Below are 25,713 nucleotides of genomic sequence, written 5' to 3' on the forward strand. Positions count from 1 at the left end.
TCTGGTAAAAAGTACCTGACCATGGATGGAGCTGAATAGGTGAAATCAGAGGGTAAACTGGAAATTACAGACGAATTGTTGCTTTATCTTTTCATTGTTGATAAAATCAACACTGTGAAAAATTAATCAAGGAGTAGAGGTGTGTACAGAATACTTTTAACACTTATGCTTGCAGGTGCATTATTAGGTGTATCGAACGCGGCAATAGCGGATATAGAGAGTGAACTAGTAACTTACCGCATTGTAACGGAAGATTCAGAAGAAATCCGCGAGGAAACTAACGCGGTTTCCCCAAATGATGTTATCGAATATGAGCTGCGTTACACGAATGTATCTGAACGCCCAATAACAGGGTTGCGTATTGTAGGCCCTATTCCAACCGAAACAACTTATATAGCTAACTCTGCAAGCGCTTCAATTATGACCTCTCTTGAGGTGAGTATTGATGGCGGGACTTCTTTTGCAGCTGAGCCTCTGATTGTTACAGATAGCTCTGGCACGCAAACAGAAATATCTGCGGATGAATACACTCAAATTCGGTGGAATTCCTTAGTTGGAATTCAACCCGGAGAAACACACGTATTTACATATCGCGTAGTGGTGAACTAATTGCTAACGGTTTGTTGTGTGTATTAGAGAGCGAATTGGTAGTTCTATTCGCTCAAAATAGTAACAGCCCTTGGTGCTAAGCGCTTTCGTGAAAAATAGGGAAATAAATTATAATTATGACGAACTTTAAGTCCAACAGCTCTCACGTTGGAAGATTTGTTCTTGCTTTAGGTGTGCTTTTGTTAATGCTTGTTGCACAAGCATCTGCAATGGCAGCTACGCCTGCGGGAACCGATATTCGAAACAGAGCTACCGTTACTTATGAGGATGTTAACGGTAATCAATACTCGGCTCAATCAAATGAATCAATTGTTACGGTAGCTGAAGTATATTCAGCAACAATTGAAAACGATAGCAACCTGAATGGTGCACCAGGGCAAACGGTTTACTTTAGCCATACCCTTGTAAATACAGGTAACGCAATCGATACCTTTAACCTCTCTGGTTTTGCTGGGTCTGATGCAGCAACTCCGGGTGCAGCCTACAGCGTGTATCTGGACCAGAACGGTAATGGTTTGCCAGATGCGGGCGAATCTATTGTTACTCAAGTTACGTTAAACCCAAATCAGCAAGTACAGCTGATTCTTGCTGTGCCTGTTCCTGCGGCAGCAACGCTAGGTACACAAATAGATTCCACTATACTTGTGCAATCTGTTGGCGGTGGTGCGGGTGTGGTTCTCGATATCGGAACGAACAGCGATGCTGGTACTTATGATTCAGATAGCGATGGTACACCTGATGGTAACGATAGCCTAAACAACGTAGTTACGGTTACTACGGATGCCGTTTTAGTTGCAACTAAAACAGCGGTAGTAAACGCAGCCACTAACACTGTTCGCTATACCTTACAAGTAGCTAATACGGGTGGGAATACGGCTGAGAATGTAAATATATTCGATACTATTCCGACTAATAGTAGCTTTGTGGAAGTAAATGCAATTAATGGTTTGTTAGCATCTAATGGCGATACATTCCGTGATGCCGCCGGCGTTGATACGGCAATACCAAGCGATCCTACTACTATTGTGCTAACCGAAGTTGATGAGCCTGCGGGCATTGATATGAACGGTAACGGTATATCGGGTGAAACTGCGGTTGATGGTATTTTCTTCAACAATGCTTCGATGGCTCCGGGTACTACGGTATCAATTACTTTCACAGTATCATTTGACCCAACGGCAGTTAGTGCAGGTTCACAAATTCGTAACGTGTTTGTTGCGCAAGGTGATACTGATGGCGGTGGTACTCCAAATGATCCGGTACCTTCGAATAGCACAACAACTACTGTAGGCCAAATCTACACGGTTGATGTATCGGATACTGGTGATGCAGCGGACGACGATGGCTCAGTTAACGATATCGCGCGTCAAGATACTGCTGGTGCTGGTTCTACTGTTGGTTTTGCTAACGTGATTACCAACAATGGTAACGGTACAGACATTATCGATTTTGAACTTTTGAACGACGCAGGTGCGGCTTATGCCGGCGCTACTGCGCTTCCTGCGGGTGCGCAAGTGTTCCCTGCGGGTACACAGTTCTCATTCTGGAACGAAGCAGGAACAGTGCAGTTAACCGATACCAATGGTAACGGCCGTGCTGATACTGGCGAGCTGGCTCCAGGCGCAAGTTTACGTATCCAAGTAAAAGCACGACTGCCGGCTGGATTTTCTGGTACCGGACCTTTTGTTGCGACTATGCGTGCTACATCAGCAAACGATCCTTCGGCCACTCCAGCCAGTAACACTAAACTTGAAGTTTTAGGTCAAATCTCAGCTCCAACAGTGGATTTGGCAAACAGCTATAGTGTTGATCTTGTTGATGCTGGCGTGGATGCTGATGCATTTAGTGCAACTACACCAATCACGACAGAAACCGCACAGGTTGGTGGTACAGCCACGTTCCCATTGTTCTTAGCGAACAACTCGGGTAATTCGCAATCGTTTTTCTTACAGTCAACTTTGCCTGCGGGATGGTCGGTAACTTTCCGTGAGTTGGGTATTGATTCGAACGGCGATGGCGTTATTAACAATGCTGCAAATGCCGGGAATACGGTTTCTTCTTCACCGGCATTGCCAGGTGGCGCGGTTTATCACTATGAAGCAGTTGTACAAGTATCTGCAGTGGTATCGCAATCACTTGCTGAGTTTACAGGTGCTGTGGGTGGTGTGAACGGTGATGATATTGGTGGTGCGTATCCGATAATTTTCACGGTTGCCTCTACTTCTGATGGCGCTGTTACCGATACCAAGCTTGATGCGGTTGATGTTACGGCTAATCGGAATATTGATGTAACTCCGGATGGTGCGAACCAAATTCAACCGGGCGGTAATGTAACGTATTCACACATAATCGCAAACATTGGTAACTCAACAGAAGCACTTGAAATTACAGGCCAAAATAGCTTGGCTGCCGATGGTTGGTCGAACAACACGCAGTTGTTTGTTGATACCACCGGCAATGGCGAACCTGATGCTTGGGTGCAGATTAATAACCTAGTTACAGGTACTGTATTTGCTCGTTCACCTTCTGGCACGATTATGCAGATTGAGGTTGATAATAGTGGTGCAAACCCTGTAATCACCTTAGAGCCTGCACAGCGTTTAGATGTACGTGTAATTGTGTATGCTCCAGCGGCAGCACCAGCTGGCAATATCGATCAGTTTACTCTAACTGCTTCGAATGCCAACGTTACAGGCACAGCAATAGATAGTTCTGAAGTTATTGTTGGTCAGTTGCGTTTGCAAAAATCAGCTTTCGTTGACACGAGCTGTGCATGTGCAGGTGGATCGCCAACTTGGCCAGCTGATAACTTGTTTGAAGCAAATCCAAGTGGAACGGTATTACCAGAGCAGTGCATTGTTTGGCGCTTAACAACGGTGAACGAAGGTAGTGCAGCAGCGCAAAACGTTGTGATTTCTGATGCAACAACTGCCTTTACAACCTTCCAGAATGCTCGTGATGCAATTCGTTTATCTGATGGTAATGCTGTACCTAATAGTGGTACAGCTCCTGAAGTTAATTGGAATGTAGGTAACTTGCCTTCGGGTGACCAAGCCACAGCTCAATTCTGTGTAGTGGTTAATTAATACTTAAAGCCGTTGTGCGCGCTGTGTGAATACAGTGTGTGCAACGGCTTTATTTTTTAATGCGCTCTTGGAACGAGAGCTTATTAAAAAATAAGAAATAAAAAACTAAAATTATAACTTTGTTACCTGGATGGTACAGGCATGTGGAAAGTAGCAACCTACACGTTTTATGCTTTATTGCTGTTGGCAAGCTTTGCAGTGGATGCAAATACGCCACCGAATACTGCAATATACAATCAAGCGCACGCTTCTTATTATGACGAAGAGTTTGGCATTACTCATGAAGTGATTTCGAATACTTCGCGAGTGATGGTTGGACATAGCTATAGTTTTATTCTTGATGACGAGAAGATAAAATATGTTGCCCCCGCGCAGCAAGTTCATTTTGACCACATTGTTACCAACACTGGAAACTCTATTGATAGCTACACGCTTTTGTTTGAAAACCTTGAAGGTGATGATGGCGAATTAGTAAATTTACGTGCTTACCATGACGTGAATGCTAACGGTGTTGTGGATGCTGGCGAACCAGAAATTAGTTCTATTCAAAATCTTGAACCTGACGCTAGTGTTAATATCGTTGTACTCGGTAACACGCGAGCTAATCAACGGAATAATGATGAAATCGATATATTAGTGACGGTAACATCGCAGCATGATGCGAGCGATGTTAAAGCAGTTACCGATAAAGCGATTGTTCGTGAAGGTGCGATTTTTACTTTAAATAAATTCTCTCACCAGCAATGTGAAGCGCCATTAACGGCCGGAGAGTTGATTCATTACAGCATTGAATTTTCTAATACAGGCACCTCACTTCCAAGCCCGCGGACGATTTCACTTGACGGTGTGCCTTATCAAGGCGTTGTGTTGGAGGATAAAATTCCAGCAAATACTTTCCTACTTCCTAATCAAGATTTAGATGTTTCACCTATTCAAGCTATTCCATTGGTGCGCTTGAGTGGCTCTGAATCGCAAAACTGGCAGCCATACGAGAGTTGGGATGGCACGGTTCCCGCCGTGAGTTTTGGATTGCTTATTCCGGTTGCGAACGTGCAGCCTAACCAATCGGGTAGTGTTTCTTTTGCGGTTCAAATAGAGCCCGGTGTTTCTAATAACACAATGATATACAACCAAGCTGAAATTGACTTTTCGGGTACGAACAGTGACATTTTATTTTCGAATCGAGTGTGTAACTCAGTAGCCGCCCAGAATGTACCCGAGATTCGTTTTCAATCTGCTCGGCCAGAAATGGTGGCAAGTGGGCAGGTGAAACATAGTAATGATGCTCACTTTATGGATACCAGCATATATTCGATGCCCGGTGAGCAAAGTTATGATGCGTTGCTGGATGGTGTTTTTCTTCGATTAGTAGCCTCTCAACTAAATCGGGATCTTGATAAACACGATTTCGTTCACGAAAATGGCGTTGAACTTTTATTAGCACGGGTTGAATCACAGCTGAGTGGTGATTCGGTTCAAGTAGTCATGAAAGAAACTGAACGGAATTCAGGTGTATTTAGAAGCTTGCAACCATTGGTTCTTAGCGGTATTCGTACAGCCGATGGTGAAATATGTTCGAGCAGTGCAACTGCCGCATCGGCTTTCGAATTCACATCTACTACTACTACCAACGAAGTTCTAGGCCAAGGTTGTTATTTGAACAGCGCTTTTGGCGATATTCTGAATGTTACGTTTGATGTGCCAGTTGAACAGGCTGCTGGCTTTGGCCAACGCATGATTCGCGTTTCTGATGTTGCTGCAGTTGAACCTTCGGGGCGTGTTTTTGATACGTCTTCGGGGAAAGCGGTTAATGGCGCACTGGTAAGCTTGTTTCAATCGAAGCAAGTGTTCTCGAATGCAGGCCCTAGTGCATGTGCATCGCTTACTGCGGAAGACTTTGAACCTGCTCGAGATCGATTTACTGGTGAGGTAATTCCTGCGTTCGATAGTGGGAGCATGAACCGAAGTGGGAATTCCGATGGATTGTACAGTTTTGCGCGTGCGGCAACAGACCATTGCTATTACATTGGTGTAACTCCGCCTGATGGCTATGAGTTTCCATCAAGTGTTTCACCTATTTCCTTACGCGCATTTTCTTCAAACTTAGGCGAGCATTCTTATGGCTTAATTGGTTACCTTGGTGACGGTGGTAGATTACAGCCTGTTGGCGACGGAATGACCACTACCAACGAACAAGGGGACTCAAAAGGGGCTTTTTCTCTTGGTTTAGCTTGGTTTCCTGATATTCCATTAGACCCTGAAGATTCACTTGTGGCGGGTGAATTGTTTCTAGAGAAAACGGTAGATACCGAAGTTATTGCTGCTGGTGATTATGTGTCTTATCGATTGAGTATTAGCAACTCAAGCGCTGTTCCGTTGTTAGGTTTCCGCATCGTTGATAAGCCTGCTTACGGGCTTCGCTACGAATCAGGGACCGCTCGAATGACAGTAGGGAACGGTGTGGCGATAGAGTTACCAGATCCCGTTCGTGATGAGGGCGGTTATTTAGTGTTTCCTCGAATACGTGATGAAAACGGGGCGAATTTATTATTGGAGCCAGGTGCTACGCTTGATATTACGTATGTAATGCGCGCGTCGGTAGCTGTAAATAATGGTCGATTAGTTAACCAAGCCAATGTAACTGCTCGTAACGAGGGTGGCTTTTTATTTACATCAAATGAAGCAGAAGCTTCAGTGACGGTTCGGAACGAGGGAGTTTTATCTGATCGCGGTATTATATTTGGTAAGGTGTTTGTAGATACTACGTGCTCAAGTACTCAGGAGCTCGGTGAGTGGGTTATTCCTGGTGTACGTTTGTATCTACAAGATGGAACATGGGTAGTAACCGACGAAGATGGCATGTTTAGTATTCACGGTTTACGCCCAGGTTTAAAAACACTTGCTGTCGACCCTGCCACAATGCCGGCTGGCGTTACTTTAAAACCGATCACAACACGTCACGCAGGAGATGGAACAAGCCGGTTCGTTGATTTAGTACCCGGAGAAATGCATCGAGCTGATTTTGCCATTGCGTGCCCTGATGCTCGGAATATCGTTCGTGTGCGGGCGGATATTGAAGCGCGTAGAGAAAACGCAAATAGTGAGTGGGTTTACGATAGTATTCTCGCCAATGATCCTCTGCGCAACAGAGCTGCTGGAACACGTATTCGAAGTGCCGGTGCTGGTGGTGATTTAGGTAGTGGCTTTTACGATGAAACGTTGAGCCGTGGTTTGGACCCGATGCGGTCTGCTGAGCGCGAGACGCCACAAACTTCAATAGCTGAAGGGCAACTCACTTCACCGTTGGCCGATGCTCCTGAGATGCTTGAATCTGTTGATCAAGCTCGTATTATTACCAGTGAACAAGCAACAGCAGGCGTGGTACTGTGGCCTGAAAACGGCGTTAGCCGCGATGGCCGTTTGCAGGTTGTTGTGCAAGCGGGCGTTACACCAGAGTTGACTATTAATGGCAAGGCAGTAGCGAAAGAGCAGCTCGGTGAGCAAATCGAAAATATTTCTGAGCAAGGGCAAGTTGTAACTTGGTATGGCTTGCAGTTTACGCCAGGCGAGAACCATGTTGTTGTTCAAGCGGTAGACCCCTTTGGTAATTTACGCACGCTTATTGATACTATGATTGTGCGCCCGGGATCGGCAAAAGCCCTGCAGTTAACCGCTCAGGATGAACCGTTTTTTGCTGATGGCGGCACAACTCGTATGCCGATTACAATTGAGCTGTTTGATAGTGAGGGCTATCACGCAAGTGGTTCTAATGTAGTTACTTTATTAGGTAATGATTTACGTTTTGCGGAAGCGGATTTGCAACCGGATACCATGGGCCAACAGGTACGCATAGTTGATGGGAAAGGGACTATTCATCTACTTAGCTCTTTTCAAACAGGCTCTCGAGATGTGCATGCTCGCTTTAACGATTTGAACGACAGTATTGCGGTGCAGCAAATAACACCAGTCCGCGAACTTTTCGCTACGGGTTATATTTCAGCGAAAAAAGTTTGGGGTGATTTTACCAATAATGGTGATGTTCCAGCCGATATTGAATCAATCGAACAAGAACAATCGGGTTTAGAGAGCGGTATGTTTGTAACGGGCTCTGTAGGTGAACGTACAACCCTAACGTTGGCTTTTGATAGCGAACGCGCATTGAGTGATGAAGAAGAGATACGCCGTGATCTTAACCCTGGTGATTATTATCCGGTTTCTGGTGATGCATCTATTCGTGGGTATGATGCAAAAAGCCAAAGCCGTGTGTATGCTCGTGTAGAACGTGGTGCGAGTTCGTTACTTTGGGGCGATTTTGTTACTGATGCGAATACGGATTTCCAAGATGTTGGGCGTATTCAGCAAATTCTAACGGGGGCCAATCTCACTTTTGATAATCAAACGACTCGGCTTCAGTTGTTTGGTGCGAAAGTTGATTATCAGCAAGTAACTGAAGAAATTCGGGGTAACGGTACGGCATTGTTGTACCAAACTTCAGCGCCGCCAGTTCGTGAATCTGAAATTATAGAATTTATTGTTCGCGATAGAAATAATCCTGGATTAGTTATAGAGACACGGCCGCTGCGCCGAGGCGTTGATTACTCGATAAATTATTTCACGGGTGATTTACGTTTCTTTGATGTCATTCCCTCAGTTGACGATGAGTTCAACCCTGTATTTTTACGTATTACCTACAATGTTGATGGTAGCAGTGTGGATTACGATGTGTATGGTGCGCGCTTGCAGCATAAGCTTTCTGATTCTTTGACCCTAAGCGGCAGCTTCACTGAGAACTCACATGATATTGACGGTTATAGTTTATCGAGTGTTACTTCGCTTTATGAATTGGGGAATCGCACGCGTGCTTTTGCTTCATACGGGCGGATGCAAAATCTAATTGATGAAGATGGCGATGCTTTGAGCGTTGGTTTGCAACACCAATGGGAAAACGGCAGCTTTACTGATATTCGTTGGGCTCGCGCTAATGATGGCTTCCGTAATCCTACCTCAGGTATTGGTGAAGCTAGAGAAGAACTGCGCGCTGAACATGAACAGCAAATTTCTTCACGAACTTCTGCTCGATTTGAAGCTCGAAAAACACAAGATTTGAGCACTGATGCAGAACAAAGTAGCGTTGCTTTTCTCGCGCTACGCCAGTTTGATAATGTTCGGGCTACCGTAGGTTCGCGTGCTATTGAGCAGCGGGATACTGACGGGGATGATCGTTTTGGCACTTATATTTTAGGTCTGGCGAGTGGTTTTGATGTGTTTGGTAAACCGCTAACGCTTGGTGCGGAATATGAGCAAGCGTTTAGCGACTCAAGTAAGCAACGGATAGCCGCAGATGCTGATCTGGCGATTACGCAGAATACAGGTTTTTATGCTCGTTATGAGTTCTTGAATAGCATTGCGGGAATGAATCAAATTACCTCGGATGTAGAAACGGAGCAGTTTGTTGCGGGTGTTCGTACGCGGGCATTTAGTAATACCGACCTATTCTCTGAATACCGCTTGCGTGGTGCCCAAGATGGGCAGGACGTAGCGTTAGCGAATGGTGTTCGTTCTGCCTTTGAAATCGAACCAGGGTTAACTTGGAGCCCGTCGGTGGAATGGATTCGGGTACTTGATGGTAATGAGAGCCAAGCCGCTACGGCATATTCTTTAGGTTTCGAGGATATTCGGTCGGCGAATCGGCGAACGCTTGGACGAGTTGAAACTCGGTTCGGTAACGGCCGCCGTTATTACGGTGTTTCCTTGGCCAATATTTGGCGTATTTCGCAGAATTGGTCAGGTGTGATTCGGAATGATATGCGGGTTCAATATTCTGATACAGAATCACGAAATGGCGATCATATTGTAACGCTTGGTTTTGCTCGTCGGCCTCGACTCGATAACAAGCATCATTCAATGTTCATGTATCAATGGCGTAAACATTGGGGCGGCGATTTAGGGCCAGATCGCGTTGCTCATGTATTAAGCAATCACCATAACTTGGAATTGAAAGCCGATCTTGTGCTGTCGGGCCGAATTGGTGGTAAGTGGCAATCATTTGAGCAAAATGATTTAGCGCTAAGCAATGCTATTTATATTGCTGATGGTCGGGTTATTTGGGGTGTGACTCGGCGTTTAGATATCGATGTTCGCGCTGGTATTATGAGTGCTCGTGATGAGAATGAGCAACGCTTTAGTTATGGAATAAGCGCTAACTATTTGATTAGAAAGAATCTGCGTATGGGTGTTGGTTATAATGTACGTGGCTTTAAAGATAATGATTTAGATCCTGAAGGCTATAATGCGCAAGGCCTCCATATTGGCTTGGATTATAAAATTAGCGCTGATGATTTTGCCTGGATTGGCAATACAGCTGCCGGCATACGTTCGTTTATTGGAGCAAACTAATGAAAAAGAAACCATTATTGAGCATGTTATTTCTTGTGGGGGCTTTATCAGGTTGCGCCAGTATGGATGAACTGTATGCTGATTACGATTTAATGTGTGAAGCACCCCAAGCGCCTTTTAATTCTGTGGTGGTAGTAAACTCCATGATAGAGGAGATTACCACGCGTTGGGAGCCTGCGGTCTATTTTGGCTTTGATAGGGGCGAGTTAAACGATGCTGAGAAGCTGCGCTTACAGCCAAACTTAGACATCATGGCAGCGAACCCGGAGTACAAAATCAGTATGCAGGCGTTTACCGACCAGTTAGGTAATGCTGATTATAACTTGAGTTTAGCCAATGAAAGGTTACAAGCAGTGATCCGTTACTTTACTGAAAACGGAGTTTCACGAGATCGTATGGTGACAGGATCGGCAGGTCAGGAAATGTTGCTTTCAACGGATGACAATGTGTCTGAACGAGTTTACAACCGCCGTGTAGAACTGATGCTTTTAGATTCAAACGGGCGTCCGTTATCGCTACGAGTAGTTCAAGATGCAGATGAAGAGGCGTTTGTTGCGCCGGAACCAATTCGATAGGGGAAGTTGAGTGGCGATGCAAATAACAAGGTGGTTTTTCACAACTATATTGGTTGTATTATTCAGTGGGCTATCCTATTCCGCGGTAGCGGACGTAGTACCCGCTGGTACGGTAATTAAAAACCAAGCATCGGCAACATACCGTACTTGCATCGACGACTCATGCTCTCAGGCCACTGAAGAGCGGAGTATTACGTCTAATATAGTTGAAACTTTAATTCAGGGAGTGCCTGCATTTGAGTTTTTAACTGATCAACGCTTACCTGCTATTTCTGATCGACCGGTATACTTTGCACACACAATTTCGAATATTGGTAATGTTGCTGATAGATATCAGATTTGTGTGAGCGCGGTGGATGCTCAAGTTTCAGAGTGGCGCGTTTATGCTGATACTGATCTGGATGGCAGGCCTGACCCGGGTCAAATTTTATTGAGTAGTGATGATGGCAGCGCATGTTTACCCAACCTCACAAACTCAATAGATCCAAGTGAAACTTGGGGTTTAGTGATTGAAGTGATTGCGAATGGGGCTGCTGGCTCGGTTTTACTTTCTGCCATAGAACTTGAAGCAACTAGCTCTGATGACAATACCTTAAACCAAACGGTAGTTGATAGTGTTGAATTTATTGAAGGGCCTCTAATCGAGGTTTTGAAATCAATGCCTGTGCGTGTTGGAGGTTCCCCCAGTGGCCCTTATACGGTGCGTTTAGCGTATCGAAATGTTTCTAATTTCACAGCCTCGTCGGTGGTATTGGAAGATATTTTACCGACAACTTTTTTTGATGGACAAGGCCAACCGCAAACCGGTGGGTTTGAGTATGTGCCTGGTTCTGGCCGCTGGAGCCAAACGGGTAATACCGCTTTAACTGATGACGATGATGGCGTCGAGGGGGGAGGAACCGAACCCGCTTCCTATTGTGCATATGATGGCACAGCTGCAAATGTAGATTGTCAGGATAGAGTGCGGTTTGAATTAGCAACGTTACCGCCTGGTGGCGAAGGTTATATCGAATTTGCTGTACAGGTTGTTGGCGGTATTTCGACTGGTGGACGGATACTGAATATTGCAGGGTATTATTATAACAATGAAGACAATACCGTTGTGTATGCGCAAAGCGGTTCAGGGCCTGTAGGTGGCGCAATAACCCCGTTTGATACCAACGTAGTACCTTTTCAAATAAAATCATCCGCCACTGCTCCAAGCGTGGTTGTGAACGATAGCTCTACTGATATAAACATCGGTGTGGATGATAGTTTGGATTCGGGAAATCGCGTTGAGATCGCGGCAGCTGGGCAAGGCGCGGTGATTCGTTTTACTAACTATATTTGGAACACAGGTGATGGTGTTGATACCTTTGATTTAAATGTTGATCGGGCACTGAACCGCGTTGGCGCTAGCTTAGCAAACCCATTTCCTGATAACGCCATTGTACGTGTGTTACAAGCAGATGGCGCAACGCCTTTGTTGGATACTTCGAACAGTGGCCGAGTAGATACCGGCCCTATACCTTTGCCTAATTTTGATACCGGTGCGTGTTCTGGCCGTTTTGTTACGAGCGCAGACAATACCCGTTGTGGTTTACCTGTAGTTGTTGAAGTGGAATTGCCGGCCGATGCAGTAGGTGGCCCTTATGAACTGACGTTAGCAGCTACCTCTAATGTTGATACTACTGTAACCAATGCGGTAAGTAATATCTTACTTTCTGTGGTACCGGCAACGGTTGATATCACGAATAATTTGCCGCTGAGTGCTGGAAGCGCGCCTGGTGCAGGTGTAGGCCCGGAACCAACAGCAGTAACCACGATTTCATTAATGCCGGGTAATACTGGAACGTTTACCTTGTATGTGAATAACACCGGTGATCGTCAAGACCAATATCAACTCGCTGCAAGTACCACTAACTTTGCGGCTGGTACTCTATATCCTGGGTGGCTCGTGAGTTTTTATCGCGATGGTGGGGCTGGGGATTGTACATCTCTGGGTAACGCGATTGATGTAACTGATATTATTCCAGCGGGCTCAGCCCAGTTGGTTTGTGCGCATGTGCAAACGGCTGCAAATGCTGAGGTTGATGTATATGATCTGTATTTTCGTGCGTCATCGTTGTTGAGTGCCGCACAAGATATTAAATTGGATGCGGTAGAAATACTCGGCGCGCCTGATATTTCATTTTCCCCAGATCAATTTAACCAAGTTGTTCCGGGTTCTAGTGTTAGTTATACCCATCAGATTAAAAATACAGGAACTGTACCGCTTTCGAGTATTCAACTCACAGCAACGCCACAGGCTGAAGATGACAATGGTTGGGCTGTATTGGTGTATGAAGATGATGGTAACGGTGTTTGGGGCCCAGAAGATGAAACAATACCTTTAGGTGGCGTTTTAGGAACTGATAATGGAGATGAAATTCTTTTACCTGGCGAATCAATTACCGTGCATGTACGAGTTTTTGCTCCTGCCTCGGCGGTGCTTGGGGATATTAATGTTAAAACGATTACCCTCACTACTACTGTAGGCTCGGATACCTTAGAACGTTCGGTTACTGATAGTACATCAACGAGCCAAGGCAACACGCTTATCTTTAAAGAGCAAGCCTTGGATAGTAATTGTGATGGTGTTCCTGATGGCCCGTTGGCCTGCACGGGTGATAGCTGCTTTAGCACTAGTGTTTTCCCGGTGCACCCAGGGCAATGTGTTCTGTATCGTTTAACGGCCCGAAATCAAAGTGCTGAACCGGTATTTAATGTACTGATTAACGACCGAACTCAAGCTTATACCACTTATTTCCAGACGGCCCTTAATTGCAGTAGCCCAAGTGGTTCCTGTAATGCGGATGTAACGACACCGAATGATGGTGGTGTTGGCGATATTCAGGCAGATATCGGTGTATTGCAGGCCGGTGAGCAGGCCATACTCATTTTCGGAGTGAGAGTGCGCTAAAAATGAAAAAAAAATCAGTTAAAGCCGCGGTTCTTGCTGCTGGATCAATATCGTTGTTATCGGCTGTACATGCAGCAGACATTAATGCGTTGTTCAATACACCTGCGGGCAGGGCGCAAATGGCTAATGCTCTTTTGGGACCTGCAGAATTTAGCGATGTTATCATTGAGAACTTGGTTGTTGAGCACGGGTTAACCGATTCAGGTAATGTTAACCGACAGCAAATAGGTTTTGTCCAGAATGCAGGGCCTTCGATTGGTATTACCCAAGGTATTTTGCTTGCTACCGGTTCTGTGAATGACATAGCTAGGCCAGCGAGCTTTTTCCTTGATCGAGCACTAGGCACGAGTGCTAATACCTTGCTTTCAAGTGTGATGCAATCAACAGCCACGAACGACCCTGTGGTTATTTCTTTTGACGTAACCCCAGAACGGGACCGACTCAACCTTACTCTTGTATTTGGTTCTGAAGAATACCCTGATTATGCGTGTTCTCAGTATAATGATGCCTTTGGTATTTTCATCGAGGGTGGTGAATTTACAACGGCCAAGAATATAGCCATAGAACCAGGTAGTGGTACAACGATTACTATCAATAATATCAACGGTTCTACAATTGGCGAACCTAACCCGAGTGGGTCGGGAACATGTGGTAGTGCTCTTTTCTATAGGCAGAATTTACTCGCAACGCCTGCTGGAACCGATATCGCGTTGAACGGGTTTACCTCGCCAATAACGGTTGCTGAGCCGGTTACCCCAGGGGAAACGTATCGGGTTTCGTTAATTATTGCTGATGCCGTGGATGGGCGATATGACAGTGCCGCGTTTTTTGGGTTGCTCTCCAGTACTTGGAGTTTTGATGTTGATTTATCGCTTGATGTTGAAGTTTCGGGGGGCTTTATTGATGGAACGCCTTCATTTGAGTTCGGCCAAGAAGCGGTATTTGAATTAGTAGTAGAAAACCAAGGGCCCGCAGGTTCAGGCGCAGTTCAGGTAGAGTTCCCTTTTCCTTCCGATTTATTCAACTTCACCGAAGCTGTGGGCGAGGGTAGTTACGATGCAGGTACAGGATTATGGACTATTGGCTTTCTTCCTGCGAATGAAACACGGACTATTGAGATTAAAGGGATAGCAAACGCTCCAGGCTCTCGGGCTTTGTTTACGGAAATTATTTCGGGTACGGGGGAAGATCCAAATTCACGGCCAGGTAACGGCCCACGGACACCTGTGGAAGATGATGAAGCTACGATAAATCTGCAAGTTATTGAATCACCAGAAGTATGCCCAACGGGAACCGATATTACTGGCTCTGGCTTAGCTAGTTCTGGTTCCGGAGCGTTTTTAAGCACTATGTATTGGTTAGATTGGGGCTGCGGCACTCTTGATGAATTTAATCCGGGTGATTGGGTTTCGAAGCGTTGGGAATTTGGGAATGTAGAAATTCGCGCCTTGTTGGGGAATATTACTGCGCCACTGCAGCCTTATGTTTCCGGCACTTGGGCTGGCGATGCGTTTCAAATTGCGTATTCGGGAGTGAATCCGGTAGGTTTGGCGAATTTATCAGGAACAGGCCACTCTTTTGATATTGTTTGGGAAAAGCGCGTTAATGGTGTTCAAGTACCAATGGATTTGGTAGTGGTAGATGCCGAAAGTACGAATGCTGGTGAGCAGTTAGTAATGCGCTCGAATGGCGCCCCGTGGGAGTTAATTGAAGTTTCTCCTGGTGCTGATATAAGTATGGCGTGGGAGCTTGCTGGCCAACAAATTCGGGTAGCGCCTGCTGGTAGTGGTGGTGGTTCGTTTTTAGCGGTAACAAGTGATGTTTCTTTTACCTCGCAGCAGTTGATAGATCCCGGAATACAAGCTATCGGTTTTGGTGTTCCGGTACAGATTGATTTTGGCGACTTGCCCGCATCATACCCTGATAGTGGTGGCCATTATCTTCGTTATGAGGCTACTGCGGGCGGTAAACCAAGTACCGCAACACCTATAACATCGATTTCTCAGGCATCATGGCAGCCGCAAGCGGATACACCGTTTATCGGGGCTGTTCGACCTAGCCCTCGGCTTGGGCCAACAAATTCTGCGAATGCGGATGCTCACGTTGAAGATGAAGGCGTGTTATTACCTGCTCGTTTTGTTCCGGGAGAACAGACGACAATCAGTATTGAAGTAGATGAGGCAACTGTAGGTTCAGGTTACCTCCAAGGGTGGATAGATTGGAACCAAGATGGTTCATTTAACGGCATTGGCGAGCATGTTGTGATCAACCTGCGAGATAATGGTGCTGCGGATACTAATCCGGTAAATGGTATCATTACTGTTCAGGTATTCGTACCGCCGAATGCTCAACTGGGGAACACGTTTGCCCGCTTCCGTTTTTCGAGTGAGCAAGATATCCCGTTTTCGGACCAGTTAGCGCTTGATGGCGAAATTGAAGATTATGAGATAAATATTGGTTTCGAGCCTGATGGCGCAACGCTTCGCGGTATGGTTTTCAATGATAATGGCACAGGATCAGGCACGGCTCATAATGGCTTAATTGATGGTTCTGAAGTAGGCGTTGCGGGGGCGTTGGTGCGGGCATTTGCTGGCGTTACCGCTCCAGGTGAATGTAATACATCGGCTCCCGAGCTTGCGCGAACGGTTACTGCGGGTGATGGCAGTTGGCAATTGAAATTTGATATTGCTGATTCTGGTAACCAAGCTTGTATCTTGGTGCAACCGGCGGGTGGCGTTTTCTTGGTTAGTGAAGATGCGGGCACGGGCATTGTTGATTCGGCTGTCGCCGACGATGGGCAAATGAGTTTTGTGGTGCCCTCGGCGATCACGGTTTGGGAAGATATTAATTTTGGTGTTGTGCCTAAATCTGTGCTTGAGCCGGATAACCAAGGTGTTTCTGAGCCGGGCTCGTCTATCAATTATTATCATCGTTATAAAGCACAAACTTCAGGTGTTGTAGATTTCTCCGCTACTGTGGAGGCGCAATCGCCAAATACGTTAGATTGGGCGCAAACGCTGTATCAAGATCTATCGTGCTCGCAGAATGTTAGTGTGGGCGCGCCAATAACGAATATAAGCGTAGTGGCGGGTGATGAAATTTGTTTAGTACTGCGGGTATTTGTACCAGCAAATGCACCAGTTGGTGCGTTTCATCAAGTTCAGATTACTGCTGATAATGCGCTTTCGGGAACTGCGCGTGTGGATTCGGCTGTAGCTTTTGATAATACGGGTGTGCAGAGTGGGCGCTTACGGTTGGATAAGTTGGTGCGTAATATTGGTCCCGATGGTGTAAGCGGTACAGCCGATGATGTAGATACTGTAGGCTTATTGAGCAACCAGGCAAAGCCTTGTGATGTAATTCGCTACTCTGTTTTCTTTGCTAACGATGGGACAATGGATTTGGATGAGGTTGTAATTTACGACCAAGTACCAGCCTTCACTGAGCTTGCTCAGCCAATTTCCTGTCCGGGAACGCTGCCGAGTGGTATATCGGCTTGCCAAGTTGCAACTCCAAATGGAGCGAATGCTCAAGGATACGAAGGCGGATTGCAATGGCAGTTTACGGGGCAGTTGGGCCCAGGCGAGACCGGTGAGCTTAGCTTCGATGTTCGTGTGAAAGGCTTGCTTCCAAATACGGTTGGGGCGAGCTGCTCGGCATTATAGAAAATGGGGTCGTTGTCGCGTTTCTCTGGCACCAAAATTACTATGCGGCTTTAGCTGAACTTTCTAGCGCTTACCAAACCAAGTGTTATGCTTTAGAAAAGTAAAGGTCGTTGTCTGCGTTGTGTGTCCCTCAACTGATGTTGAAAAGGAGCCAGAGAACACAGACAACGACCCCATCTTCAAAAAGGTGCCAGAGAACAGGGACAACGACCCCATCTTCTAAACTTCCTTGGTGTGCGTAAACGTAATCTCCGGGAAGCGTTCTTGCGTGAGCGATAAATTCGCCATGGTGGGCGCTATGTAGGCTAGTGCATTACCGCCGTCGATGGAGAGGTTGTGTTGCGCTTTGCGTTGAAACTCTTCGAATTTCTTGGCGTCATCGCAATATACCCAGCGCGCGGTGGCAACCTGAATATTTTCGTACAGCGCTTCTACTTTGTACTCGGCGCGCAAGCGGTGCACAACCACATCAAACTGCAGCATACCCACGGCACCCACAATTAAATCGTTTGAAGCCAACGGGCGGAACACCTGTACCGCACCTTCTTCTGAAAGCTGCACCAAACCCTTCAATAATTGCTTCTGCTTCAACGGATCTTTTAAACGAATACGGCGGAATAACTCAGGCGCAAAGTTTGGAATACCGGTGAATTTGAATTCATCGCCCCATGTGAACGTATCCCCAATTTGAATCGTCCCGTGGTTATGCAAACCAATAATATCGCCCGGCCACGCTTCATCTACGTGCTCACGATCACCGGCAACACTTCAGAGTTCAGCACAAGACGTTATCACGGCATCAAACCGCTTTAGTGAGCTTGATCAGGCCAGCTACAGTCTATCAGGATAAAGGAACACGGATGGTGCGACGTTAACTCGATTAGCAGCGGATAATCCTGACGTCATGGATTATTTAGGTCGCTATATGAACCAGCATGTTGAAGCAGGTAACCGATTACGTGAAAACCTTCCAATGTATCAGCGCTTGCTACCTGATGATAATCAGGCGTATGTGGCCGCAGCTATGGAGTCTTTAACCTATAGCAACTCCTCTACGCCCGCTGAACGAGACAATGACTATCAAGCAGCAATGACTGTTATGGCCATGGCTACCGGAGCCGATTTACGATCTATTCAGCCACGCTCTAATGAAGGCTTGTCATCAACGGCACCTACTTTTGGTGGCACTCAAAGCCAAGTTGAATCCGGTGTTCTGGGAGGCTATGAGGATGCTGCAACAGTTCAAACGCAGTTCAATTCGGCTCAATCTGCTTACCAAACCAATCTTTCTGGTGTAGATGGACAGCTGAATGCGCATCAGTAACAAGCCCAGCAGGCCGTAGCTTCTGACACAAGTACCTATCAATCTGGACTAAACAGTGAAGCTGGCTCTAAGTGGCGATCTCGCATTATGGCTGATGATAGCGGAGTCTCTGGTGCTGAAATGTTCTTCAACAGCGCCAGTGCTATTGGTGATTTCAGTGGCAAGCATACTGATGCAGCATTGCATACCTTGAATCATTTTGGCGAAGACTATGAGAGTTACAAGGAGCAAGCCCTTGCAGAACCTGGCTCACGAGGTTTCTTGCACAATGCAACTGTGGCCAGCAAATCAACATGGGATGGGTTAAAAGCAGCCGTTGATGCCGGAACCTCTTTGGAAAATCCTTTGACGGCGTTTAATGATGCATACAGTGGATCGAGTTCGCAGTATGCCTCCGAAGTTAACTGGGGCACTAAGTCTGAAGCCATGTTGGCTGGGGCATTCGGTGCGGCAGTTAACAATCGATACGGTGAGTTCTTAGAACAGTACGCCGATGATTTTAAACAGGAAGCATACAGCGAAGGGCAGAGAATGGGATTGACCCCGATTCAAAGTCAAGTGTTTGCTCAAGCTTTCAATGAAGGTTTGGCGGGGCGCGTATTCAACTCTGAAGACTCATCGAGTTGGTCGCCTGAAATGCTAGGTCTAAGGGAGCAAATGCTAAATGAGTATCGTCAAAAGGATGAGAGTGGCGCTTACATTCCTGACAGTGTGTCCGAAGAAGATAAAGCATTTGTGGATAAGCAGATAGCGGTGATCTCAAATGCATCGCTTGCGGGAGATTATGCTCTGAACAACTTGATCGATATTAGGGCCTATAACCAGGCATCAGGAAGGAACTGAAAATAGAAGGTAGCCAGCTTGTGGTTGGCTGGCTATTTTTTTGGCTTTTTGGGATACCTTGGATAAAAGCCATCAAAAAACGAATGGAGCTTATACCAATACCATTTTTCTTCAATGCTCAAAGTTCTACCCGAATCTTTAACTTGGCTACTCAAGAATCTAATTCCAGTACAAATAGCTAAGAAAAAGAGTCCCAAACCAACAATTGTCCAACTCGCTTGCCAATATGCGATTGCTACAAGCATAGTGATTATGGCTATAAGTCCGATGGGATTACAGGTCGCTTTGAATCCCAAGTAGCTGAAAAAAACGACGGTGCAGAACAGAAATGGCAAAGCCGCTAACTTGGCAGATGCCGTTAATATTTCTGATGGAAAGAAATGAGCCGCAGCCAAAGTCGCCAGAAAAAGCCCCAGTGATATAAACCAGCAGCGTGCTGTTAAAGATTTAAGTAAGTTTGTCATCTTCTTAGTACTCTCAAAGTGCACGGGCGGTGCACAATCAAATCATGCATCAGCATGTTAGTTCTCAAAAAGTGCTCTAGTGGTTTGCTCGGCCATAATCTCACACACAGGGCATTTAAGCTGAATGCGCTGTTGTGATACCGTCAAGTTTAATTTTCGATGATATAAATTTTTTTAGCTCTATAAGTGCAGCATCGAAACAGCTGTTAACTTCGTCAGATTCAATGAATGTATTCAGTACTCCAGTAAAGAAACTTGAGTATTGTTTATCTTTACAGGTTTCATCTAACCTCTCGTAGTAGAATTGAAGACCTATTTCATAGTTGGCAATTGCAGATAAGTAGAAATCAAATGTTAAATAGTAAGATGCTCCTGCAATAGCTAATACTTCATCGAACGTATAGTTTTCTCTTCTTTTATCTGACTTAAAAAACTCATCTAGAACTTCGATCTGTCTGGATGGTACTAAACTTTGTGCATGCCAATGTGTTTTTTGTAATAGCCAAATATCTTTAGGATCATTTTTATTAATAACTTCTGATTTTGCCTTTCTATGAATTTCACTCATCAGTAAGTAGTCTGCATTAGAACGTTCTTCAAGCCAGTCCATTAATACGTTTAATTCATTATCGTTTTTATTAGCCCTAAGGCTAAATTTATAACTATCAACACAAGAATAGAAATGGCTTGCATTTGAGCCAACTACTACAGCTTTATAATTTTTCTTGAGAAGTTTGGGGTTAAAAATGTGGACAATACTAGGTGACAAGGACAAAAACCAATTTTCAATTTTTTTGAAGGTAGGCTTCCCTATGCCTTTAGTTGATAAAGTCGAAATAGAACTTTTACTTACTGGGAGTTTAGTTTCATAAAATGACTGAGCATAATCAATAATACCTCGAAAGTTATTTGGGAGATGTAATAAATAAGCTACTTCATCATATGATGGGAGGTAAGCACTTTTAAAGTTAATTATTTTAAAAACATATTTGTTACCTTCATTAGGTTTGAGCATATTAGTCCTTTATTTCGCCATGAAAGTTAACCTCAGAGCTTTACTCACTTAATATAAATATTCAATAAACTTTCGATGAGTTGAATTCGCGAGTAAGCTATCGCGTTGTTTTTTAATTGCTCTCTCAGTTAATGAATACCTGATGTAAATTCAAGGAATTTGATATCAAAAATAGGACATAGATCAAAAAAAACCGCCTACAAAATGATGAGGCGGTTTTTAGTTGGGATCTAATTTGTGTAATTCTTGGCGCTTTTAATTGTTTTATTGAATTCACTAAGGAGTGAGCCATAATCTATTTCAGTTTTAATATTGTACTTTTCACTAAGGTTATTTAGCTCGCTCATAGTAAGCGTAGCAGATGATGAGAAATTAGGCTTTGCAACTACATAACTTTCATCAATAAGCATTACCCCTTTGAGCTGATGGAGTTTAATATAACGCTCGATATAAGATGCCAGCTCTGCAGGTGTAGCCCCCTCTGATGTAATGCGCTTTGAAATCTCTTCTGGATTAAACGTTTGAACTTTCGCATAACCTGCAAGTAAATCAGTTATCTCAATCATCGATTTTTCGCTTACTGCTTTTGTGTAAGATACACCGGCGGAAAATGCTAAGGCTGACATAACTAGGCTTATTAGAATCATTTTTATATAGTCATTCATTGTTTAATCACCTAATTTGAGTTTAGTGCCAGATAGCACAGCGAATGTAATTGAACGTCCCGGTGATATCTCAATTACAGGGTGAATCTGTTCTGCTAAAGCGATGTAGTATTCAGCTAGTCTATCCATAGCATCAGCTGAGCCTTGGAACACACCCGCGGAAGCAACGGAGCCTAAGTCTACTGATTCCCATACCGCTCTATCACCACCAGACGTATTGATTGATGTAGTTCGTTGAGGTGCAACAGCTTTAGAAATGCCACTCATAAATCCAGCTGCCATAGAGCCTTCTAAGAGGTTGCCATTTTTGCTTACAAGTCTGCCGGCTATACCAAGTTTGCCATCAAAGTCAGAAACTGCATTCGCTTGAATCGCGCTTTCAACACTCTTACCGTCATTACGTACACATGTAATTGATTGTGCTCGGATATGCGCTCTTTCGCTTGATAAATCCCCGATTGCTTGGCCAATAACGTGACACTCGCGAATATCTAAAGTGAAATGGTTAGGTAAGATAGCTTCTTTTTTAACTCGGATTACAACCGGCATAGGAGAAGACTTGGCTGCAAGCTGTGTTGGAGCATCCAAACCAGTAAGTAAAACACCAGAGAAAAATGAGCCTGCAGGCAAGTAAACAACACCCTCGTCAGAATCAATTAGTCCACCTTCATTTGGATCGCTTTTCTTTTGGACCTCTTTTTCAGGTTTTAGACTTTGTTGTGTGATCAACAAATCTTTTTGCTGCTTTTCTTCAACAACACCCGAACTCTTAATACTTCGAACGCTGCGTTGGGTAATAGTTCTAATTACACGGCCTTCGATGTATGGTTTTGCAGTAACAAGCTGAGTAGGGGTTCTGTCAAAGACCCTCTCATCGTACTGTTGTGGTGCATCAGCTATAGCTTGTTGCCCTTGCTCTGCACCAGAGTATGAAGTGTTGTAATTTGAGCGTGAGCCACCATTTGATTGTCTATTATGTTGGGTATTTGCATATGCTCTATCGCGCACTTCCAGTTGGCGCTCGTAATCTTTCAATTTTAGCGTCAGGTCATCGATGCTTTGCTGCTGTTGCTGAACCATCTCAAGTACACGCTCTTTTTCTGTATATACCTCACGCTCTTTTCTGCGAATTGAGTCTACAGACTTGTCATAGATTTCGTCGAATTCGTTTTTATCGATGTTAGCAATGCTTTCTGAATCAAATAGCCCGCGTACTTTACCCTTTCCATCAAGGCGATCTTCAGCTTGTCTAGCTGCAATTCTGTCCTGCAGACTGGTTTTATTATCACTAGAAGACATCGACTTATAACCAAAGAACGCAATAGGAATAATCACCAGTATTGCTGCAAACTTTCTAACTTTGGGATTTTCCCATTGTTTTTTAATGCTCATTTCCACCAGCCTTAGTTGATTACACGAGGACGTTTAGAGTTAGTGTTAACAATGCTTTCGCGCAATTTGTCTCGCAGGATATAAACTTCTGTTGCTTCGCCAGGTTGCAGTAGTGATTTGTTGTAAATGGCAACGGCCATAACATCACGTGACTCGCACATTTGTTCACGAATTGTATAGGGGCGTGTCGTTGCATTTTGGACTCTGACTACATCAACAACTTCTCTTGGACCGACAATTCGCTGTAGTACTTGCTGACTAATGGTTAAGCCACAAGGTTGGTGCATCGCTTTTGATACATCATGAGAAAGTGAAAACCCTTGTGGTATTTCACCTTTACCAACAGGTTTTAGAATTTGCTTAATACGCGCTACTCGATCTGTTTCAACATTTGCGACGTGGCCTTCAGTTAAAGACGCTTCAGCTAATGCTTCTTGCTCTTTTATTTCCGCTCTGTGATTTGCGCCCTTGTACTGCATCGTTTTTGAAAGATTCACATCGACATTTACAACAACCGGCATCGCTTCCATTGGTACCAATGTAAGATTAATCATTGACTCTGGAACACCTTCTTCAAACAACATTAAAGCAACAGGCTTAAGTGAGTTTAAAGTGATGTATAAACGGCCATCTTCTAATTCAATGACTGATTCTTCGTCGTGGGTTCTAGCGGCAACCATCTTAAAGTTAGTTATGATTGGGTTCGTCAAGCCGACAGCTACAGGTATAGCGATATTAGCACCCGCTTCAAGGTTGCTAAGGTTTTGGGTTGGCTTGTATTTTGATTTAACGATATCTAGGAATGAGTACCCATTTCCTGAGCGAATTGACTGTGCAGTTTGTGGCTGCTGGTATTGGTTAAAGTCAGCTTCATTCATCATTCCGTTTGGTTTTACGTTATCAGCAATTTGATTGATTTCATCTTGAGGGGAGACTGTTTTCATTGCAGGCTCACTTCGACTATCTAATTTAATGCCGCTTTTAGCCGCTTCAAATATAGCTTGTTTTGTAACCGGAATAGGTTGTTCATTTACTACTTCTGTTGGTAGCTTGAATGTATTGCTTGGATTTTCAGTTGCATCATTAGCGAAGGTGAATGTACTAGACGCACAACCAATGGCTAAAAGTATTGATTTCGTTTTCATCTAGTTGCTCTCCTGTTGTTCTTTCACTTTCAGTTCTTTTGCCGCTTCTAGTACCCCTATCTCCAGCTCACTGTCATAGTAAGGTTGCGACTCTAAAGTTCCCGGTTCAGCATCGCCACGCGCTTCCATCGCTTGTTTTCGCTTTCTTGGGGTGCCCGGATATTGATCTAAGTGGGTGATTTTAGGTCTTCCATTTCTTGCGGTGATCTTAAATTCGTAGCTCCACTTTGTATCTGCTTTGGGTTCTCCACCAATGAAAGTGATTTTTTGGCCCCAAATGGTGATTAAATCAGTTTCAGGCTCATGAATTAGGTCGTCAGCAATAAAAACTTGTCGTATATCACGCATTTTTATCATTTCAGCTTGCTTATCCAGCATTGGCTCGATTTCAACTTGTAGTTGTGGAGATAACATTTTCATCATTATCTTTTTTACAAAATCGATGTTTTGCGAGTTAATGTTACCTATTAGAGTAGAAACGCTGTAGGCCCATGCTTGTTGGTAATTCTGGTTAGCTTTATCGCCTTGAATTGTAAGCTCACCAAAGTAATTCTGTTCTGGGATAACAACGACTTCACTGTCTTTGAAAAACAGTGTTAAAGCGCTTAGAGCAACTGTAATGGATAAAAATAGGTTAGCTACTCGGCTTATGTTGTTAGATGCAACCATCGATTTGAAGCTTCGAACTGAAGCGGATTTATCATCAAGCATTTTCTTGCCTTAGCGGTGGTATGTACGTTTAACTGGATCTGCAATTGATTTGCTTTGATTGGTTAAGATGAACCCATAAGACCAAAGCTTGTGTTTAACATAGGCTTTAGGGAATCGGCCTTTAACCTTTTGAGAGATATAAATGTATGCCATGGCTAGGCATACAAGGATAAAGGTCTGTTTTGTCACCATGCCAATCGCTACCGCGGCCATCAACGGTATTACTTGTTCTTTAGTAAATACAAACAAGATTAATAACGGTTGGTTGATGTGGGTCTTACAGCGGTAGCGATTGGGCGTTTCCATGTTTTAAAGCACTCCAACTGAAGCAGTTAGGAAGTACTCAACAGCATCTTGTGCATTTGCAAATAGCAGTGCGATAAGGAATGCACCCACACAAGTAGCATAGTTCTGCTTCATAATGCCTTGGAAAGCAGCAAAGCCAAATGTGAAAATTGAAATGATGATGCCAGGTGCGCCGGTTAACCAGCCAACTACTTCATTGTAAACTCCGTATAGGAAGTCACCAGAAGTTGGAGCCGCAGCCATTACGCCTTGTGAAATTAATAGAGCTAAAGAGATTACCATCAGTGCGATGGTCGCTTTTTTAGCAGTAGACATTTTTTTAGTGATTGTTGGTGCTTCAACAATGTTTGATTGGTTGGTTAGTTCCATTTTTAAACCTCTTAAGAGTTAATGTTCAACGTTAAAGTCGAATTAATCTTAAACTCTTAAAAACAGCATAAAGCCGGATTTTTATTTAAATTTGAATAAAAATTAAGGAACTCGATTCTGAACATTAGGCTTGCGCAATCTCACCCTTTCAAGGGCGAGTCAAGCAAGAGGTAACTAGTCTTTTTTCTGACTTAAAGCGCGTGAAGT

Annotated in this window: 14 protein-coding genes and 3 pseudogenes; 7 read left to right on the forward strand and 10 right to left on the reverse strand. The window is 44.5% G+C overall.

Going from position 1 to position 25,713, the window contains the following annotated elements:
* Positions 1-141 precede the first annotated feature (141 nt).
* The 6 genes from AN394_RS18145 (at position 142) to AN394_RS18170 (ending at position 17,272) form a co-directional block, all read left to right on the forward strand.
* The gene (locus AN394_RS18145; protein ID WP_138602057.1) at positions 142-609 is read left to right on the forward strand and encodes a hypothetical protein; all 468 of its coding nucleotides are present in this window, start codon (positions 142-144) and stop codon (positions 607-609) included.
* Between the two features lie 185 nt (positions 610-794).
* Positions 795-3,695 carry a DUF11 domain-containing protein gene (locus AN394_RS18150; RefSeq protein ID WP_055022192.1) on the forward strand — a complete coding sequence of 967 codons (2,901 nt, stop codon included), beginning with the start codon at positions 795-797 and terminating at the stop codon, positions 3,693-3,695.
* Positions 3,696-3,836: 141 nt separating this feature from the next.
* Positions 3,837-10,091, forward strand: a complete 6,255-nt coding sequence (locus AN394_RS18155; RefSeq protein ID WP_055022193.1) for a DUF11 domain-containing protein — start codon at positions 3,837-3,839, stop codon at positions 10,089-10,091.
* Complete coding sequence (locus AN394_RS18160; protein ID WP_055022194.1) at positions 10,091-10,666, forward strand: OmpA family protein; 576 nt, start codon at positions 10,091-10,093, stop codon at positions 10,664-10,666. Before AN394_RS18155 ends, AN394_RS18160 begins: the two co-directional genes overlap by 1 nt.
* A 10-nt stretch (positions 10,667-10,676) precedes the next feature.
* Positions 10,677-13,607, forward strand: a complete 2,931-nt coding sequence (locus tag AN394_RS18165; RefSeq protein WP_152968950.1) for a hypothetical protein — start codon at positions 10,677-10,679, stop codon at positions 13,605-13,607.
* A 2-nt stretch (positions 13,608-13,609) separates the two neighbouring features.
* Positions 13,610-17,272: a CshA/CshB family fibrillar adhesin-related protein gene (locus AN394_RS18170; RefSeq protein WP_055022196.1), complete on the forward strand. Its 3,663-nt coding sequence runs from the start codon at positions 13,610-13,612 to the stop codon at positions 17,270-17,272.
* 219 nt (positions 17,273-17,491) lie between these two features.
* On the opposite strand, the pseudogene prfC reads toward AN394_RS18170, so the two are convergent.
* Positions 17,492-18,037: pseudogene (gene prfC / locus AN394_RS18175) on the reverse strand (peptide chain release factor 3); the annotation flags it as partial.
* Between prfC and AN394_RS18180 the strand changes: the two are divergent.
* Positions 18,036-19,439: pseudogene (locus AN394_RS18180) on the forward strand (conjugal transfer protein TraG); the annotation flags it as partial. The pseudogenes prfC and AN394_RS18180 sit on opposite strands and share 2 nt — an antisense overlap.
* A 32-nt stretch (positions 19,440-19,471) precedes the next feature.
* Here AN394_RS18180 and eexS read toward each other — a convergent pair.
* From eexS to AN394_RS18220, 9 genes and pseudogenes are all read right to left on the reverse strand, one after another.
* Positions 19,472-19,903 carry an entry exclusion protein EexS gene (gene eexS / locus AN394_RS18185; RefSeq protein ID WP_012368351.1) on the reverse strand — a complete coding sequence of 144 codons (432 nt, stop codon included), beginning with the start codon at positions 19,901-19,903 and terminating at the stop codon, positions 19,472-19,474.
* Between the two features lie 57 nt (positions 19,904-19,960).
* A pseudogene (locus AN394_RS21945) lies at positions 19,961-20,056 on the reverse strand (transcriptional regulator); the annotation flags it as partial.
* Positions 20,019-20,918: a hypothetical protein gene (locus AN394_RS18190; RefSeq protein ID WP_055022198.1), complete on the reverse strand. Its 900-nt coding sequence runs from the start codon at positions 20,916-20,918 to the stop codon at positions 20,019-20,021. The gene AN394_RS18190 and the pseudogene AN394_RS21945, both read right to left, overlap by 38 nt.
* Positions 20,919-21,148: 230 nt before the next feature.
* The gene (locus AN394_RS18195; RefSeq protein ID WP_055022199.1) at positions 21,149-21,583 is read right to left on the reverse strand and encodes a hypothetical protein; all 435 of its coding nucleotides are present in this window, start codon (positions 21,581-21,583) and stop codon (positions 21,149-21,151) included.
* Positions 21,584-21,586: 3 nt separating this feature from the next.
* Positions 21,587-22,975 (reverse strand): TraB/VirB10 family protein, encoded by a 1,389-nt coding sequence (locus AN394_RS18200; protein ID WP_051501967.1) that lies wholly within the window; start codon positions 22,973-22,975, stop codon positions 21,587-21,589.
* Positions 22,976-22,986: 11 nt separating this feature from the next.
* Complete coding sequence (locus AN394_RS18205) at positions 22,987-24,120, reverse strand: type-F conjugative transfer system secretin TraK (RefSeq protein ID WP_055022200.1); 1,134 nt, start codon at positions 24,118-24,120, stop codon at positions 22,987-22,989.
* Positions 24,121-24,831 carry a TraE/TraK family type IV conjugative transfer system protein gene (locus AN394_RS18210; RefSeq protein ID WP_036973924.1) on the reverse strand — a complete coding sequence of 237 codons (711 nt, stop codon included), beginning with the start codon at positions 24,829-24,831 and terminating at the stop codon, positions 24,121-24,123.
* A 9-nt stretch (positions 24,832-24,840) separates the two neighbouring features.
* Positions 24,841-25,137 carry a type IV conjugative transfer system protein TraL gene (locus AN394_RS18215; RefSeq protein WP_036973922.1) on the reverse strand — a complete coding sequence of 99 codons (297 nt, stop codon included), beginning with the start codon at positions 25,135-25,137 and terminating at the stop codon, positions 24,841-24,843.
* Between the two features lie 3 nt (positions 25,138-25,140).
* The gene (locus AN394_RS18220) at positions 25,141-25,506 is read right to left on the reverse strand and encodes a hypothetical protein (RefSeq protein ID WP_055022201.1); all 366 of its coding nucleotides are present in this window, start codon (positions 25,504-25,506) and stop codon (positions 25,141-25,143) included.
* Between the last annotated feature and the right edge of the window lie 207 nt (positions 25,507-25,713).

This window comes from Pseudoalteromonas sp. P1-26 (genome assembly GCF_001401795.1).
GTDB lineage: Bacteria > Pseudomonadota > Gammaproteobacteria > Enterobacterales > Alteromonadaceae > Pseudoalteromonas.

Coding starts and splice junctions, on each gene's coding strand:
- eexS (WP_012368351.1), bottom strand. CDS start 19,903: ATGACAAACTTACTTAAATCTTTAACAGCACGCTGCTGGTTTATATCA.
- AN394_RS18210 (WP_036973924.1), bottom strand. CDS start 24,831: ATGCTTGATGATAAATCCGCTTCAGTTCGAAGCTTCAAATCGATGGTT.
- AN394_RS18200 (WP_051501967.1), bottom strand. CDS start 22,975: ATGAGCATTAAAAAACAATGGGAAAATCCCAAAGTTAGAAAGTTTGCA.
- AN394_RS18170 (WP_055022196.1), top strand. CDS start 13,610: ATGAAAAAAAAATCAGTTAAAGCCGCGGTTCTTGCTGCTGGATCAATA.
- AN394_RS18205 (WP_055022200.1), bottom strand. CDS start 24,120: ATGAAAACGAAATCAATACTTTTAGCCATTGGTTGTGCGTCTAGTACA.
- AN394_RS18150 (WP_055022192.1), top strand. CDS start 795: ATGCTTGTTGCACAAGCATCTGCAATGGCAGCTACGCCTGCGGGAACC.
- AN394_RS18195 (WP_055022199.1), bottom strand. CDS start 21,583: ATGAATGACTATATAAAAATGATTCTAATAAGCCTAGTTATGTCAGCC.
- AN394_RS18190 (WP_055022198.1), bottom strand. CDS start 20,918: ATGCTCAAACCTAATGAAGGTAACAAATATGTTTTTAAAATAATTAAC.
- AN394_RS18155 (WP_055022193.1), top strand. CDS start 3,837: ATGTGGAAAGTAGCAACCTACACGTTTTATGCTTTATTGCTGTTGGCA.
- AN394_RS18220 (WP_055022201.1), bottom strand. CDS start 25,506: ATGGAACTAACCAACCAATCAAACATTGTTGAAGCACCAACAATCACT.
- AN394_RS18215 (WP_036973922.1), bottom strand. CDS start 25,137: ATGGAAACGCCCAATCGCTACCGCTGTAAGACCCACATCAACCAACCG.
- AN394_RS18160 (WP_055022194.1), top strand. CDS start 10,091: ATGAAAAAGAAACCATTATTGAGCATGTTATTTCTTGTGGGGGCTTTA.